This window comes from Bradyrhizobium oligotrophicum S58 (genome assembly GCF_000344805.1).
In the GTDB taxonomy this organism is placed as follows: domain Bacteria; phylum Pseudomonadota; class Alphaproteobacteria; order Rhizobiales; family Xanthobacteraceae; genus Bradyrhizobium; species Bradyrhizobium oligotrophicum.
Window position 1 is genome coordinate 7,317,848 of sequence record NC_020453.1, and the last position, 17,708, is coordinate 7,335,555.

9 protein-coding genes are annotated in these 17,708 nt (G+C 64.2%); 8 read left to right on the top strand and 1 reads right to left on the bottom strand.

Annotated elements, in window-relative coordinates:
• Positions 1 to 8: 8 nt before the first annotated feature.
• The 6 genes from nosZ to S58_RS31785 are packed head-to-tail and all read left to right on the top strand — an operon-like array spanning position 9 to position 6,624.
• Positions 9 to 1,931, top strand: coding sequence for a TAT-dependent nitrous-oxide reductase (nosZ, locus tag S58_RS31760; RefSeq protein WP_015669540.1), 1,923 nt, complete (start codon positions 9 to 11; stop codon positions 1,929 to 1,931).
• 3 nt (positions 1,932 to 1,934) lie between these two features.
• Entirely contained in the window at positions 1,935 to 3,323 is a 1,389-nt protein-coding gene (locus tag S58_RS31765) for a nitrous oxide reductase family maturation protein NosD (protein ID WP_015669541.1), read from the top strand.
• On the top strand, positions 3,320 to 4,240 hold the full coding sequence (locus S58_RS31770; protein ID WP_015669542.1) for an ABC transporter ATP-binding protein: 921 nt from the start codon (positions 3,320 to 3,322) through the stop codon (positions 4,238 to 4,240). The genes S58_RS31765 and S58_RS31770 overlap by 4 nt, the downstream gene beginning before the upstream one ends.
• Positions 4,237 to 5,067, top strand: a complete 831-nt coding sequence (locus S58_RS31775) for an ABC transporter permease (RefSeq protein WP_015669543.1) — start codon at positions 4,237 to 4,239, stop codon at positions 5,065 to 5,067. Before S58_RS31770 ends, S58_RS31775 begins: the two co-directional genes overlap by 4 nt.
• The gene (locus S58_RS31780) at positions 5,064 to 5,609 is read left to right on the top strand and encodes a nitrous oxide reductase accessory protein NosL (protein ID WP_015669544.1); all 546 of its coding nucleotides are present in this window, start codon (positions 5,064 to 5,066) and stop codon (positions 5,607 to 5,609) included. The genes S58_RS31775 and S58_RS31780 overlap by 4 nt, the downstream gene beginning before the upstream one ends.
• A 10-nt stretch (positions 5,610 to 5,619) precedes the next feature.
• Positions 5,620 to 6,624, top strand: a complete 1,005-nt coding sequence (locus S58_RS31785) for an FAD:protein FMN transferase (protein WP_015669545.1) — start codon at positions 5,620 to 5,622, stop codon at positions 6,622 to 6,624.
• 142 nt (positions 6,625 to 6,766) lie between these two features.
• Here the strand turns inward: S58_RS31785 and S58_RS31790 are convergent, their stop codons facing one another.
• Positions 6,767 to 15,046 (bottom strand): Tc toxin subunit A-related protein, encoded by an 8,280-nt coding sequence (locus tag S58_RS31790; RefSeq protein WP_015669546.1) that lies wholly within the window; start codon positions 15,044 to 15,046, stop codon positions 6,767 to 6,769.
• Between the two features lie 198 nt (positions 15,047 to 15,244).
• Between S58_RS31790 and S58_RS31795 the strand changes: the two genes are divergently transcribed.
• Entirely contained in the window at positions 15,245 to 15,841 is a 597-nt protein-coding gene (locus S58_RS31795) for a hypothetical protein (protein WP_015669547.1), read from the top strand.
• Positions 15,842 to 15,843: 2 nt separating this feature from the next.
• A complete protein-coding gene (locus S58_RS31800) occupies positions 15,844 to 17,694 on the top strand; it encodes a hypothetical protein (protein WP_015669548.1) in 1,851 nt (616 codons plus the stop codon).
• Positions 17,695 to 17,708 lie beyond the last annotated feature (14 nt).

The window sequence follows — 17,708 nt, forward strand, 5'->3', positions numbered from 1 at the left end:
AGACGACGATGGCGCATGACGACGACGACAAGACAAGACTGAGCCGCCGGCAGATCGTCGGCACCGCCGCACTCGGTGCGGCCGGCGTCGCCGGCAGCATCGGCCTCGGCAAGACGGTGGAGACCACTCCGGCCGCGGCACAGTCGCGCGCCCCGCAGGGCAAGGCCGAGGTCGCGCCGGGCCAGCTCGACGAATACTACGTGTTCTTCTCCAGCGGCCAGACCGGCGAACTGCGTATCGTCGGCATGCCCTCGATGCGCGAGCTGATGCGCATCCCCGTCTTCAACCGGTGCAGCGCCACAGGCTGGGGCCAGACCAACGAGAGCCGCAAGATCATGACCGAGGGGCTGCTGCCGGAAACCCGCGAGCGGCTCAAGGACAAGCTCGGAATCTGGATGAACGGCGACTGCCACCATCCCCACATGTCGTTCACCAACGGCACCTATGACGGCCGCTACGTCTTCATCAACGACAAGGCCAACACCCGCCTCGCCCGCATTCGCACCGACGTCATGAAGTGCGACAAGATCATCGAGCTGCCGAACCAGTTCACCATCCACGGGATGCGGCCGCAGAAGTTCCCGCGCACCGGCTATCTGTTCTGCAACGGCGAATACGAGGTGCCGCTGCCGAACGACGGCAAGGTGCTCGACGACAAGTCGAAATACTGGTCGATCTTCTCGGCGGTCGACGGCGACACCATGAAGGTCGCCTGGCAGGTGATCGTCGACGGCAATCTCGACAACACCGATTGCGACTACCAGGGCAAATATGCGTTCGCGACCTGCTACAACTCCGAGAAGGGCGTGACGCTCGCGGAGATGACCGCGAGCGAGCAGGACTGGGTGACGATCTTCAACATCAAGCGCATCGAAGAAGCCGTCAAGAAAGGCGACTTCAAGGAGATGAGCGGCGTTCCGGTCATCGACGGGCGCAAGGGCTCGCCCTACACCCGCTACGTTCCGGTCTCGAACAGCCCCCACGGCCTCAACGCCGCGCCCGACGGCATCCACATCGTCGCCAACGGCAAGCTGGCGCCGACCGTCACGGTGATGGACGTCCGCCTCATCGACGGCCTGTTCGACGACAAGATCAAGCCACGCGACATCGTCGTGGCCGAGCCGGAGCTCGGCCTCGGGCCGCTGCACACCGCCTTCGACGGCCGCGGCAACGCCTACACCACGCTGTTCCTGGACAGCCAGGTCTGCAAATGGAGCCTCGATCTGGCCAAGCGTGCGTTCAAGGGCGAGAAGGTCAACCCGATCGTCCAGAAGCTCGACGTCCATTATCAGCCGGGCCACAACCACGCCTCGATGGGCGAGACCAAGGAAGCCGACGGCAAATGGCTGCTGTCGCTGAACAAGTTCTCCAAGGACCGCTTCCTGAATGTCGGACCGCTGAAGCCGGAGAACGATCAGCTGATCGACATCTCCGGCGACAAGATGGAGCTGGTGCATGACGGCCCGAGCTTCGCCGAGCCGCATGACGCCGTGATCGTGCATCGCTCCAAGCTCGAGGGCCGCGTGACCTCGATCTGGAAGCGCGACGACCCGTTCTTCGCCGACGCCCGCAAACAGGCGGCGGCCGACGGCGTGACCCTGGAGAGCGACGGCAAGGTGATCCGCGACGGCAACAAGGTCCGCGTCTACATGTGGTCCAGCGCCCCCGCCTACGCGCTCGAAAAGTTCGAGGTCAGGCAGGGCGACGAGGTGACCGTCTATGTCACCAACATCGACGACGTCGAGGACCTGGTGCATGGCTTCTGCATCGTCAACTACGGCGTCAACATGGAGATCGATCCGCAGCAGACCTCGTCGGTGACGTTCATCGCCGACAAGCCCGGCGTCTACTGGTATTTCTGCACGTGGTTCTGCCACGCCATGCACATGGAAATGCGCGGACGCATGCTGGTCTCGCCGCGGAACGCATGATCGATGCGACGGACGCGTCATATCGCAACATTCGGGCTGGCGGCGGTCATCGCCGCCAGCCTGCCCTTGCATGCGCCTGCGGCGACGCTGCAGGTCGCAGCCGGGGCCAACGACCTGCAGGCCGTGCTCGACCGCGCCGCCGAGGGCGATGAGATCACGCTGGCCGCAGGCAGCCATCGCGGACCACTGCGCATCGGCCACCGCCTGACGCTGACCGGCGCCGCTGGCGCGTCGATCACGGGTGACGGCCAGAGCAGCGTCATCACCGTGGCAGCGCCGGGCACGATCATTCGCGGCCTTGCCATCAAAGGGTCCGGCCATTCGCTGGAGCGGATGGATTCCGGCATCTATGTCGAGGATACCGCGCACGACACGCTGATCGAGAACAACGAGATCGAAGGCAATCTGTTCGGCGTCTACCTGCATGGATCGGCCAATACGATCGTGCGCCACAACAGCATCATCGGGCTGCGCGCGACGCGCGCCGGCGGCACCGGCAACGGCGTCTCGGTTTGGAACGCACCCGGCGCCAAGGTGATCGACAACGAGTTCCGCTACGGCCGCGATGGCGTGTTCGCCATTACCAGCCGCAACAACGTCTTCAGCGGCAATCGCTTCAGCGACCTGCGCTTCGCGGTCCACTTCATGTACACCAACGACAGCGAGATCTCCGGCAATGTCTCGGCCCGCAACATCATCGGCTATGCGATGATGTTCTCCAAGGCGCTCGTGGTGAAGGACAACGTCTCCGACCACGACCGCGATCGCGGCATGCTGTTCAACGCGGCCAACGGCTCGCAGATTTCCGGCAACAGCGTGATCGGCGGCCTGCAGCCGGCCGAGCGCTGGGCGACCGCAGAGAACCGCGGCGCCGACGAAGGCGTGCCCCAGGCCGATACGAGCGCGGCCACGCTGGCCAGCGGTGCCCGCCCCGGCCCCGAGAAATGCGTGTTCATCTACAACACCAACAACAACCGCATTTCCGACAACTGGTTCGAGGCTTGCGAGATCGGCGTGCACTTCACAGCCGGCTCCGAGGGCAACGACATTCGTGGCAATGCCTTCGTCAACAATGCCAGTCAGATCAAATATGTCGGCACGCGCCATCTCGACTGGTCGAAGAACGGCCGCGGCAATTATTGGAGCGACAATCCGGCCTTCGATCTCAACGGCGACGGCGTGGCCGACACCGCCTACCGGCCGAACGATCTGATCGATCGCGTGCTGTGGACGGCGCCGGCTGCCAAGGTCCTGATCAACAGTCCAGCGGTGCAGGTGATCCGCTGGGCGCAGGCACAGTTTCCCGCGATCCTGCCCGGCGGAGTGGTCGACAGCCATCCGCTGATGTCGCCGCCGGCGCGCCGCACCGCTGCAGAAGGCAAGGCCCGATGAGCGCGACCATCCATATCGCCGATGTGATCAAGCATTACGGGCGGGTCGAGGCCGTCAAGGGCGTGTCGTTCGACCTCGCCGCGGGAGAGATGGTGGCCCTGATCGGCCATAACGGCGCCGGCAAGACGACGTTGATGAAGATGATGCTCGGCCTGATCCGCCCGACCAAGGGCACCATCGCCGTGCTCGGCGAAAATCCCGCCGCAGGCGAGTTCTCTTCGCGCCGTCACCTCGGCTATCTGCCGGAGAACGTCTCCTTCGATGCCGCGCTCAGTGGCCGCGAGACGCAGGCCTTCTACGCAAGGCTCAAGCGCGAGCCGGTAGCGCAGGCGCTGGAGCTGCTCGACATCGTCGGCCTCGGCGCCGCCGCGAAACGCCGCGTCAACACCTACTCCAAGGGCATGCGCCAGCGCCTCGGCCTCGCGCAGGCGCTGATCGGCCGGCCGCGCGTGCTGCTGCTCGACGAGCCGACCAGCGGTCTCGATCCGGAGCTGCGGCAGACGTTCTACGAGGTGATCCAGAAGCTGGCCGCCGAGGGCACGACGGTGCTGCTGTCCTCGCATGCGCTGACCGAGCTGGAAGAGCGCGCCGGCCGCGTCATCATCATGAACCGCGGCCTCAAGGTTGCCGACGGCACGCTCGACGAGCTGCGCCGCCTCGCCCGACTACCGACGCGGATTCGCGTCAAGATCGCCGATCTGCCGCCCTCAGGCCCGCCGTCTTGGCTGCCGGCGGCGGCGTCCTATCGCCGAGTGAACGGCCACATCGTCGAGATCGACGCGACCCCGAACGAGAAGATCGAGCTGCTGCGCCTCGCAACCGCCGACGGCACCATGGTGGAGGACGTCGAACTGATTCCGCCCAATCTCGACGAGCTCTACGCGCATTTCCTGCGCCATGCGGAGCGCCCGCAATGAACAGCGTGATCACCGTCGCCGCCAAGGAAATCCAGCAGGCCGTGCGCAATCGCTGGGTGCTGGCCTCGACCCTGCTGCTGGCGGCGCTTGCGCTGTCGCTGACCTTCCTCGGCAGTGCGCCGACCGGCACCGTCGGCGCGCGCGCGCTCGATGTCGTCATCGTCAGCCTGTCGAGCCTGACCATCTTCCTGATCCCGCTGATCGCGCTCCTGATCTCGCATGACGCCATCGTCGGCGACATGGAGCGCGGCACCATGCTGCTGCTGCTCAGCTATCCCGTCGCGCGCTGGCAGGTGCTGCTCGGCAAGTTCCTCGGCCATCTGGCGGTGCTCGCCTTCGCGACCAGCCTCGGCTATGGCGCGGCCGCCGTGGCGCTGGTCATGACCGGCAGCAGCTTCGACAATGACGGCATGGCCGCCTTCGCCGCCATGATCGGCTCTTCCGTTCTGCTCGGCGCAGTGTTCGTCGCAATCGGCTATCTCGTCAGCGCCGTGGTGCGCGACCGCGGCACCGCCGCCGGCCTGAGCATCGGACTGTGGCTCGTGCTGGTCCTGATCTACGACATGGCGTTGCTCGGCCTCCTTGTCCTTGATCAGGGCCGCAACATCTCGGGCGGTGTGCTCAGCGCGCTGCTGCTTCTCAACCCGACCGATGCCTACCGGCTGTTCAACCTGACCGGCTTCGCCAATGTCAGCCTGTTCTCCGGCATGGCGGGACTCGCCGGCAGCAGCACGCTGTCGGTACGGGCGCTGCTCGCCGCGCTCGTGCTGTGGACTTTGATCCCGCTCGCCGGGGCGGCGCTGGCTTTTTCCCGGAGGGAGCTATGAAACGCCTCACCCTCGCCTGCGCGCTCATCGCCGCCTTTGCGCTGACGGCCTGCAACGACAAGCAGGCAGCCGCCCCACCCCCGCCGCTCAAGCTGACGGCGGAGGCGATCGGGCGCTATTGCGGCATGAACCTGCTGGAGCATTCCGGCCCGAAGGGACAGATCTTTGCCGCCAGCCTGATCGAGCCGGTGTGGTTCTCCTCGGCGCGCGACGCCATCGCCTTCACGATGCTGCCCGACGAGCCCAAGGACATCCAGGCGATCTACGTCTCCGACATGGGCAAAGCGACGAGCTGGGACAATCCGGGCGCCGACAACTGGGTCGAGGCACGCAAGGCGGTGTTCGTGATCGGCAGCCGCATCAAGAGCGGCATGGGCAGCGATGAGGCGGTGCCGTTCTCCGATCGCGCCGCCGCCGAGCGCTTCACGGCCGAGAATGGCGGACGTATCGTCGCTTTCGCCGACGTGCCGCGCGACTACGTGCTGAGTTCGGCGGAAGACGGCACCGCTGTGGCCGAGCCGGGCCACAAGGACACCAAATGAGGTGGTCACGATGACAAATCACGTCTCGCGTCGACGCTTCATCCGCATCAGCGCCGCGGTCGCAGGGCTCGCGGTCGTCCCCTTTGCTTCGCATGCGGCTGAGGCCGGTCCCGACCTCGTCGAATGGCGCGGCACGCTGCTCGGCGCCGTCGCCACCATCAAGCTCCACCATCGCGACCGACGCGAGGCGGAGCGGCTGATCGCGGTGGCAATCACCGAGGCACGCCGCCTGGAGCGGCTGTTCAGCCTCTACCTTGCCGACTCGGCGCTGGTCACACTGAACCGCACCGGCGTGCTGGTCGAACCTGCGCCGGAGTTCGTCGACATCCTGTCCCTCTCGCAGCATTTCGCCGGGCTGACCGGCGGTCGCTTCGATCCCACCGTGCAGCCGTTATGGACGCTCTATGCGGATCACTTCGCGCGTGCCGATGCCGATCCGAACGGCCCGCCACAGCAAGCCGTGCGCGAGGTGTTGGCGCGGGTCGGCTATGAGAGGCTCGCCATCAGCCGTGATCGCATCGTCATGCCGCGTGGCACCACGATCACCCTGAACGGCATCGCGCAAGGCTACGTCACCGACCGGATCGTCGACCTCCTGCGCAGCCAGGGCGTGCAGCAGAGCCTGGTCGACATGGGCGAAGCGCGCGCAATCGGCACGCGGCCCGACGGGCAACCCTGGGAGGTCGCAATCGACGATCCGGAGCTCGCCGGACGCACCGCCGCGATGCTTCCGATCGTCGATCGCGCCGTATCGACCTCGGGCGCCTATGGCTTCCGCTTCGATTCGCAGGGCCGGTTCAATCATCTGTTCGATCCGCATAGCGGCGGCTGCGCGCAGCGCTATCGCAGCGTGACCACCGTCGCCGGCAATGCCGCCGCGGCGGATGCGCTATCGACCGCATTCAGCCTGATGCCGGAGTCCGAGATCCGCGACTTGCTGCCGCGCAGCGAAATCGAGCGTGTTCACCTCATCGATGCAGCCGGCTTGACAATCGATCTCGTCGCCACTGGCTAGCGCCCGCTCGCGGAACAGCAGTGCCGCGGCGACGAGACCGTGGCAGGGCCGGCGGAACGACACTACGGCGGCGCCGGGTTTCGGTCGCCGACGCAGGTGCAGCCCCGCCCGATACGCCCTGCCACGGGCGCTACATCAGAGCTCAATACACGAGCACGGCGCAATCGAGCAGCATCTCCACGTTGAGCAATCTCGTCGGATCGATCCATGTGCCGTTGGCGAGCAGGCTCGGCATGTTGCCTCTGATATTGACGAGGTTGAAGGTGATCGACCACGTTCCGGTCATCTGCGCCAGCGTCCACGGCGGAGCGGCGACGCTTCCGAGGCCCGTGTCGTCGATCGTGATGTCGACCGGCGCCTGGGTACCGACCGCCAGTTGCCCGATGACGAACGAATTGGCGGGCATGTTGACCAGCGATGAGCACGTGAAGCGGAACGCGGCGCTCGACAGCTTCATCGATTTGAGCATGCCGATCCAGGCCGGCGCATAGTCGAACGCGAGCCGCTGCGAGTCCGGCTGCTGATGGTTCTGCAGGAAGGCCTGCCAAGGCGTCGCAAAGCTCTGGGCAATGGAGACATAATAGCCCACCTGCAACGCATTCGCCGGCTTCGCCAGCTCGCCCTTGACGCCAGCGGCGAGCGTGCCGTCGGCGAGCGCGGTGTAGCGGATGGTCAGCACCACGTCGGAAAGCTGATTGAAGTCGATCCGGTTGCTCTCCATCGGCATGTCGAGCGTCCAGTTGGAGACGGCTCCGGTGCCTTCGAACGGCAGATAGCGCGGATCGTCGAAATTGAGCACGAACATGCCGCTATCGTCGATGGCGCGCGAGACCGCGATCTGCAGATTGCCGGCACTTGGATCGCTCCAGACCGTTGCAGGCTGGTTGCCGCTCCTGCTGATCAACCATTTGACATTGTCGAGAGCAGGCGTCACCGCGACCCAGCTCGCGGTCTGGGTCAATGTCGCCCTGATGTTCTGATAGGGCCCAACCACTGCCGGAATCGAGATCGATACCGACTTGATGCGCCGAGCGTACTGGCCCGGATAGTCATAGTCGTACAGCAGCTCAGGCACGGAGAAGCTGCAGCTGCCGCTCTGGCGCAGCATGTCGAGTGCCGACGGATCGAGGCTCGCCAGCGAGACCATGCGCTCGATCTCGAGGCGGCGGGTATCGGCCTGGGCATATGACGCCTCCATCAGGTCGAGCGCCAATGAGAGCCCTTCACCGGCGAGGAGGCCGGCATATTTCGGATCCCAATAGTCGAAATCGATGAACGTGCGGCTCGAATCGGTCTCATAGCGATAGGCCGCCTGGGCTGCGATGGCAGCCTGAAGCGCGAGCCGGTAGGTCTGATAATAGAGCCCGGACAGCCGGCCTGCGAGCCAGACATAGAGCGCCTCGTTGGTGAACTTGCTGGAGAGCGCGTTCGCCATCTGCTGGTTCTGAGCAATCTGCTTGTTGTGAACGACCAGCTGCTGGCGCGTGCCCTGGAGCTCGTATTGGGCCGCCGTGATCTGCGCCGTGAGCGAATCATATTCCGCCTGGGCATTGGACTGCGCCAGCGTCCAATCCTCGGTCCGTCGTTCGTAGCCGGCCATGGTGAGCGAACGCTGCGCGACGAAGCTCGATACTTCGGAGCCAATTCCGGCCGCCGCGGCCAGGGCGGCAAGCGACGAGCCGATCTGGACGCCACCATAGGTCATCGCGAAGGGCGATCCGACCTGTGGAACCGTGTAGGCGATCGCCGACGCCGTCTGCAGGATGTTGCCGGCAATATTGAAGGCCAGCCCTGCCGCCATCGCATCCAGGTTGGTCTGCTCCGACGAGATCAGGCCGCGATCGATCAAGGCCGTGTAGTGGTCGAGCGCCGCCTTTGCGCCGGCCTGACTTTTCTGCAGCGCCGTGATCGTGTTCTCGAGCCGGCTGATCTGGTCTTCCTGGATCTGGGTGGACAATCCAAGCAGCTGGCCCTCGAACGTGTTGCTCAGCACCGCGAGCGCCTCGCTGTCCTTGCGCTCGATCGCGGCCAGCAGCTGGCCGCCGAACTGGCTGGCCGTCGCGGTAAGCTGGCGCGCGCGCGAGAGCACGACTGCAAACCGATTCGGCGGCGCCTGGTTCTGCGATCCGCCCCCCGACGGAAGGAAGTTGTTCGAGCCGGCGGCCGCCTTGACCAGCGCCAGTGGATCGATCGGCGGCTCGAACAGGGCAAGCAGGCGGAAATTGCCGTTGATATCGAGCGAATGGCGGATCTTGTAGAGCTGGGCTTCGACGCGATCCCAATAGCTGATCAATACGTCGTTCTCCGGCACGCAGAAATAGGCGCCAAGATCGTTGAACGCGTGCGACTCGACCGGCACCGGATCATTGCCGCCGGAATGGATCGGCGGCACGACGGACTCCAGATCGATCAGGAACACCGGGATAGGATTGGTCCCGTAATGATCCTGGATGTCCTGGAAATTGGCCTCTTCCTGGCCCTGGCAGACGCCGACCTGCTGCGGTCGCGGCCCGAGCAGGTTGCCGGCATAGACGTAGAGCATCGTCGCCGCCGTGATCGATTCCCACGTGGAGCGCGCGAACAGGCTGTCGCCCCAGTTGATCAGCGTGTCGACATACTGCATCACCGTCGCCTTCTCGAAGGCGCTGACGCGCAGCCGCGCGATCGCGAACGGGCTGAACGGGTCGTCCTCATAGGCGAGGATCGCCGGGTTGTCGTCCGAGAGCATGTAGCTCAGGCTCTGCAGCGTCTGCATGCGGAACGGCCGGAACATCCAATAATGGCAGGCGGGGCTCGCCAGCTGGTAATTCAGGAGCACGTTCACGATCATCTGCACCTGCACCGGCGTCAGCGTATTCGGCAGGAACGCCATACTGGTGCTGGCGGTGAACTTCGGATTGACACGCCCCTCGGTGCTGATGATCGGCTTGCCGTCGACGTCGTTCTGCTGACACAGCGTGAAAGCTTCCTGGGAGGCTGTCGGAGAGATCGCCTGGTTCGACTCGATCGCAAAGGTCGTCGGCGTGACGAACGCTTCCTTGACCGTCGGATCGAAGACGTATTGATACCAGGCGATGGCGTCGGAGAACTTCTGGTTCTGGCCGAGACTGTAGGCCACCAGCATCGGACCGTGATAATAGAGTTCCCAGAAGTACTGGCCGTAGAGCCCGTCGAAGTCGACCTGCGCACCATCGATGGCGCTTGGCCAGATGATCTGGGACGACGGCGTGAGTCTTCCGAACGGCAGCACCGGCGTGACCGGAATCGACTGGGTCTTGAGGCTGAGCAGTTGGTCGATGCCGCCGGTGAAGAAGGCGCGGTTCAACGGCGCGGCGGCCGCCGTCGTCAGCCGCATCACCTCGAACTGGATGCCGGCCAGCGTCGTGAATCCCGTCGTGTCGACGGCGTTCCAGTAGCTCACGTTCAGTGGCACCGGACTTTCCACCAGGGTCCGATAGATCGTCGACACGTCGCGCGGCAACAGCGTTCCCGCGCTCAGCATGTTCGCCAGGATGCTGGCCAGCAGCTGGCTGCTCAACAGCTCGAGATGCAGCCTCTGCGCCTGGTCGATGATCGTATATTCCTTCAGCAGGTCGTAGATCTGCTGCGAGATCGCGGGGGTGATGCGGCCGCCGACGAAGGAACTGTTGTAGACCACCGACATGTTCTTGACGACGCCGTTGAGCGCGTCGAGCTGCTTCGTGCTGAGGTTCAGGTTGGCCAGCGCAACCGATAGCGGCACCGCGGCGAGATAGACCGGGTTGACGACGCCGCGGGCGTCGATGATCTGGTAGAGCTGCAGCGTACTGAAGATCTGCGCCGCCAGCGCTGCGTCGATCGCCGGCGTGACAGTGGCCAGCACGAAGCTGTTGGCGTTGAGCAGCGGCGGCGACAGCAGCGCGCCTTCGTTGACGGGGGTGTATTGCGGCGTACCCGTGGTAGCAGCCGGACGGAGCAGGAAGCTCTCGGGCCCGGCGTCGAGCTTGAACCAGCCGGGCTGGTTCTTGACGCTGCTGATCTGCGAGTCGGTCCCGAGCACCGAGGAGAACAGCAACGGGCTTCCGAGATTCATCAGCAGCACGCCAAGAATCGCGGGGAGCTGGTTTTCACCGATCCTGGTCTTTGAATCCGTCGTGGCGAGCAGCGACGCCAGCGCGGAATTGAGGTCGAGCGACGGCATCTTGGCGGCGACGATCTCCCCGGCCGCGGTCAGCACGCCGGCAGCCACCAGCGCATTGAAGATTGCGCTCGCCGCGGTGCTCGAGATCGTCTCCGAGGCAAAGGCGGTGGAAGCCAGGTTGGTCGGCGCCGGCGAGAGGTTGATCAGCTCGATCATGTCGCCGAAATTTCCGACCGAGATCGGCGCGGCGGTGGTCATGATCTGGACGTAGCCGTTGAGGTCGTCGAAGTTGGGCCGGAACTGCGCCAGCGGCGCCGCCGGGCGGTAGGGATCGGTGAGCAGGAACTCGGTGTTGTGGCCGAGATAGCTCACGTCGAGGCTCGCATTGAGGACCCAGGTCGGCATCACGGGCAGCCCGCCCGACAGCCGCTCCAGCACGATTCGATTGTTGTCCCACACGCGGTCGGTGAGCGTCTCCAGGAAGGCCTGTGCTCCGGCGTTGGCCGGAGCCGTCTGGTTGGGGCTGAGATTCTGGTTCGGCACGTCGGAGATGTAGGGACCAAAACCGATCACGATCCGCTCGAAATCGCTGGTCGGCGCCTCGTTGTACGGCCAGTTCTCGGCGGCCAGGCGAATTGCGGTCAGCCGGCGCCATGGGACGCTGTCGAGCGACCAGTCGTTGGCGAACAGCGGGTCGGACGCGAGCGGCACCGCATCGCTGCCCTGCCCGCTGAAGTAGATCACGACATCGCCGGCGAGCGTCTGCGGCTGCACCCAGTTGCCCTGATGGTCCTGGAACGAATATCTGAGCGTCGCCTGGTAGACGACGTCATTGTTGGTCTGTCCGCCCGTTGTTCCGACCTGGATGCTCGGCGTGCTGACGGCCTTCACCTCGGCCCAGAACAGGAACAGGCGGTTGAAGGCATAGATCGGCGTCACATAGGGCGAGGCGATCGCGAGGTCGATCTTCTGCCATTCCGACCATGGCGTCGCATCGAGCTGGCGGCAGAAATAGAACGTGTAAGGCGACGTGGCGGTGCGCGCGAACAGATAGAGCGCATGGACCTTGCCGCGCCTGGGATCCTGGACGGTGCAACGATATGAGTCGACCGGCTTGAGCGCCGAGACGGCGGCAAAGCCGGTCAGATAGCTCGCATAGGCGTTCTCGACATAGCTGTCGGTGATCTCGCCCTGCTGCAGGTCAGCGGCGAGCGCCTGGAACAGGCTGGTCTGATCCGTGCGCAGCGGCGGCAGCAGATAATTCTCGGGATACACGAAGATGCGACGGTTCGCTTCCCAGACCCGGTAGTCCATCATCCAGTCCCACCACACCGGCGGAATTTCGATCACTTCGACGCCGGGCTCGAGCCGGAGCCGGCAGCGCTGCAGATAGAGCTGGACGGCGTTGAGCCCTTCCTTAAGATAGGAGAGCTGGGACTCAGGCCCCGTCTCGACATCCGTGAGCAGGAACTCGTAGACATTGTTCGGCGTCTTGATGTCCCTGTACCGGGCGTGCAGGAACGTCAGCTCGAGCCCGACCAGCGCATTGCGCAGATGGACCTGCAGATCGCCTTCGACCTGCAGCACCATCTGCGCCCAGCGTTGCTGTCCCATCCGGGCACTGATCTTCGCCTGCGCGAGGTCGGCCATCTGATTGTAGTCGGCCCAGCCGGTCGCCGCGGTCTTGGTCGACAGGGCGGCGAGCCGCGTCATGAACGTCGTGTCGGCGCCAAAGGCGGCGATCTGCGTGAAGCAGCGCTGCATCAGCGCAATCTGAGCCGACAGGTTGGTCTGGCCGTTGGCGAGTCCACCGAGCAGCTGCGCGATCTGGTCGGCGTTCCAACCGGTCGCCGCATGCAGGGCGGCGATACGCTTTTCGACCGAGGCTCCCGAGCTGGTCAGCGCGACATATTGCAGCAGATCGTTGCGGATATCGCCGAATGCCTTCTGCATCTGCGCGAAGCCGACCACGCTGACGACCATGCCCCAGTCGATGGTCTTGAAATCCGTCGGCAGACCGTAGGCGGCCGGCACTGCCGCGACGCTGCCGAGCAAAGCTGCCGACAGCGAGCCGGCGGATGCAAGCACCAGCCAGCGCGATTCCCGCTCGATCACCTCCTGGACATAGTCGGGATAGAGCGGCTCCCCGTCGCCATCCACCGCCAGAAAGGCCTTCCACCACTCGTTGACGCCGGTCGGCAGCGCGACTGCGGCCAGCGCCATGGTCTGGCAAGGCGTCGCAATCGGCGGGTCGGTGTTGAAGAAGAGAGCGAGCTGCTGGGTGACTGCCTCAGCCGCATCCGGCGCGTCCGGATCAGGAACGATGTTCTGCAGGCTGATCAGCCAGGGCACGACATTATCGGGATCGTACAACGGATCGACGTAGCTGCTCGGCACCCCCGCGATGCCGTAGCCCAGCGTGTACACGTCGAGCCCGGCCGCCGCCATCCAGTCGGCGGCAGCGATCAATTTTCCGAGATCGTCCCCTTCGAACACCGTGCGCTTGGTGAGGCCGTTGAGCGCCAGCAGCAACACATACTGATCCATCGGGAGGCCGAGACAGCGGCTTAAGAGGCCGTGGCGATAGAGCGCCGACAGGACATCGACTGTGAGTCTTTGAGCGGCGTTTCCATAGAGCGCGAACCCAAGCGTGTTGAGGGCGTCGAGCGACTGGTCGAGCCCGAGCGCGACGCGCGTGATCGACGCCACGCCGTCGGCCGCCCCGGACCCTGGCGTCCACGGCAACGGGTCGCTCGCATAGAGCGGATTGAGCGGATTGCCGCTGGGCTGATAGAGGCCTGACTGCGCGACGGTCGCTGGGCCGTTGAACAGCGCATCGAACAGCGACGGCGCCTCCGGCGCGGCCATATCGCCGCCATAGCTCTTGATCGGCCCGAACATGGTCGCCGCCTGCACCACAGGCAGGTCGAAGCGGCTGGCGAAGGCGGCAATGCGGGCAATGCCGGAGAGGGCGGTCGCATCGATGGTCGGACTCGCTCCGTTCTTCACCGCGCGCAGGCACCAGTCCATCGCCGAGGGTGTCCAGCCTTGCGCGTCAGCGAGCCGGCGCAGCCGATTGATCTGATCGAGCGCGGTGTTGTTGAGGTTGACGATCCTGGAGGTGTCATCATCGCCGGTGAGATCAAGCTTCAGAAAGCTGCTGCCGAGGCCCTGGTTGATGAACAGATTTTTGGGGACGCCCACCGCAATCTCGGCTGCGCTGACGCCCTGGACGATGAGCTCCTGCACCTGCGGAATGGTGAGCCCGGTCTTCTCCATGAAGACATGGACGTCGCCAAGCGTGCCAAGATCAGCCTCGGCGACGTTGTAGTAGCTCGCCAGCTGACCGGCGCTTGCCGTGTCGATCACGATGGCGGCGCGCTCGGGCGACAAGTTCAGGCGCTCCTGCACCGTCGCCGCGGCCGACGCCCCCCACAGCGCATAGACGTCGGCGAGAGAGAACTTCACCTGGCTGCACAACAGCCGCACGCGATCGAGCGGGTAGTTGAACGGCAGCTGCTCCGGATAGACCAGCGTCGTCGCCATGCCCTGATACAGCGCTTCGATCGACGCGAATTGCAGATTCCTGACCAGCGTCGCTTCCAGCACGCCGTTCACGATCGTGAGCTGCGGCAAAACGTCGTTGGTCGCGGCGCAGGTGAGCGGGATGGTCCAGAGATCGGGTCGGCGGGCCTTCAGCGCAAAGGCCGGTGGAATGGTGGCTGCGTTGGGCTGGGTGATATAGGCGTCGACGATCCTCATCAGGTCGGTGAAATAGGCCGCGGGCCCGAAGATCGACTTGCAGTTCTCGCAGGCGCAATAATTGAGACTGCCGAACAGATCCTGGTAGCTCGGCAGGTTCTCGAAATACTCGATCGCATCCTGTCCGGCGGTGCTCGACCTCATTGCGCGCGCATGCGGCGATGCAATCGCTCCGCGCACGGTTCCGAACAGCTGCATCGTCCGATTCGCGATTTTCACCGCGCGATCATGCAATCCGGCCGCATCGCCCGTGCCTATTCCGAGCCTGTCGGAATAGTTACGGGTGAAAAATCCCTTGGGCATGTTGGCCAGCTGAAATGCAGAGACGATGCCCGCCTCGTCGAGTTTCTTCGCGAGATCCGCATGGCCAGCGAGATTGTGCTGCCGGCGAGCCTGCTTGATCTGATCGATTGAGAGGCCCGCCTTTGCTGCCTTGTCGGCTGACAAGCGATAGATGTCGATGTCGCTCGGCGTGGTGAGCTCGTTGGACTTCAAATAGCTATCGAGATTCGTCAACGTATTCGTGGTGAGCGCAGCCATGGGCTCTTCCCTTTTGAAAATCGCTTGATGAAATCGCTTCTTGTATTGCGTTCGGTAATGACTCGGCGTAATGTACAACCATAGAGATATTTCTCGGCTACAAGCAACCCATATTGTTATCGCGTTTGATCACGTAATATCTGCAAAATTTCTACAAACTTTTTTTCACACAAGGCTTTCAGCAAAGCACCTGCACACATGATTGACACTGATACGATGGCTGCCTCAGGCAGCAGCGTCGCCATGGGCGCGCGCGCCGACGATATGACAATCGTCATGCAATGCAACGAGCTCGGGAAGATTCTTGGACTCAGAGGCCCCGTCGAGGAGAGGGTTCTCACCGCGGCGGTCCAGAACCCGTCCTACGCGGCAAACCTGATTCTCTGTCGGGAAACGCCGGTCTTTCTTCATCAGCTGCTCGCTCATCCGCCTCCGCCGCGCGACGCGATCCCAACCGGCGAGCTTCTCCGCCGCGGCGCGGACGCGCTGTGGCGCTGGGCGCGCGCAGGCTTCACGTCGGTCGAGGATGCCGTGCTGCAGCGGCGGCTCGATGCTTGCCAGGCCTGCCCCAACCTGTCGCATCCGCCGGAGGGCCAGGAGCTGCTCTACAAGCTCGCCGGCACCGCGGCTGGAAGCAAGAGCGTCTGCCGCATCTGCGGCTGCCCCGTCGCACGCAAGGCGGCGATGACGTTCGAGCGATGTCCGGACGCACATCCCGACATCGCGGGCCTCAGTCGCTGGGGCGAGCCGACAATCCAAGAAACGAGCCACACCGATCAAGCGAAAGGAGCCTAGTCATGGGATACGATCCGTCAGTCTGCATCCAGAAGCTCAACGCCGCCGGTCTCACGCCTGCCTGTGAGGCTCTGGCCAACCCCTACCACTGCGACGATCTGCAGCAGATCAGTCCGGTGATCCATCAGTTCTGCGGCCAGCAGCAGGCGTATTACGCCCCGGTCCAGGCGCTGGTGTGCATCTACTACAACAACAACGTCCCGACGCAGTGGCTGTATTGGCCGGCCGATCAGCTGATCGTCAAGTGCATGCAGCAGGTACCGCAGAAGGGGACCGGCACCACCGGCTGGAACGTCGCCAACTGCTATTGCTGCTGCAGCTGCTTTGCCTACAACACCATGATCGCGGTCCCGGACGGCATGGTTGCGATCCAGGAGATCAAGATCGGCAACGAGGTCAGGGCGGCCAAGCTCGTCAACGGCAAGCCGCAATGGGACAACAAGGCGGTCACATTCAGCTCCGGCATGGCCGGCGGCGATTCGCCGGCGATGGTCTATATCCACTATGGCGACAACCCGACCGATCTGATCTGCAATTCCGATCAGGTGTTCGTGCTCTCGACCGGCGAGATGGTCCGAGCGGGCAAGCTCACCATCGACGACAAGCTCATGGGCGAGGACGGGGCCGCGGTGCCGATCCACATGGTCGCGCTCGGTAACTACAAGGGCGGCATCCACCATATTTCGACGGGCAACGAGTGGAAAGGCTCCGCTGATGGACATCTGCTGCTGGCCGCCGGCGTCGTGGCCGGCGACTTCACGCTACAGATGCATTTCGACTCCCTCGGCGCCAATCTGAAGGTCAAGAACGCGAGCCTGCGCCACGAGATCGGCAGCGCCGACTACGCCAAGCAGCATTCCAAGCTCCGCAGCGGCAAAGCCCTGCTCGCATTCAGCAGCAACGGCCACGAGCCCGCAGCCCACCAGCTCGCGGTGCAGAACGGTCGCTTCCAGTTCTATCGCCTCGCCGGCCCCGACTACACCACCATGGGCGTCAGCATGTTCACGCCGGAACAGGCGAACGACATCCTGGAGAACGGCCAGCAGCTCGCGCTGTCCAACCCGGTGCCGAAGAGCGAGATCGCGAACATCTTCATGATCCTCAAAGGCTTCTATCCCGAGTTCAACTACTATCTGGACTGGTATGCGATGGAGCCGAACGTCCATGCGTTCGAGGAGTATGGCCAGAAATTCGTGGTGGTGACCGGCGGGCTCGCGCGGATGGTCGGCCTGAGCTACGAGGGCCTGATGATGGCCGTGGCCCATGGCGTGAGCCGATTCATCGGGCTGCCGCCGAAGACGCCGTCCGGCTATGTCGGCACCGGCGCAGCCGACTACTTCGGCTTCGGCGTGATCAGCCGGGCGATATGGTACGGCAACAGCTGGATCAATTCGGTGATGCCGGCCTTCACTCAGATCCAGGCTCTGATGGGCCTGATCAGCCCCGCGAATGCCGGCGGCGTTCCCGGCTATCCGGTCGAGTATCCGTCGATCTCGTGCCGGCTCTCGGCGATCCAGTCGGGCATGGGCGGCGGCCCGCTGCCGGAGTGCTGCGGCGGTCCGCCTGTGCCAATGATCGGCGTGCAGAGTGCAACCGCCGAGCCCGGCGGCGTGGCGATCACCTTCACCTACGCACCGATCGAGCAGGAAGCGATCAACGTTGCGAACTATGCAACGACGCCTTCGGTCTCGATCACCAAGGCGACGGTCGATCCCGAGAAGAACTTCATCGTTCATCTGGAGGCGGCATTCAAGGCGGGCACGGACTACAAGGTGACCGTCAGCAATCTGCACAACATCTTCGGTGGCGGAGTCGATCCGAAGGCGGATTCGGCGACTTTCACCGCCATCTGACCTCCGGGCAGACG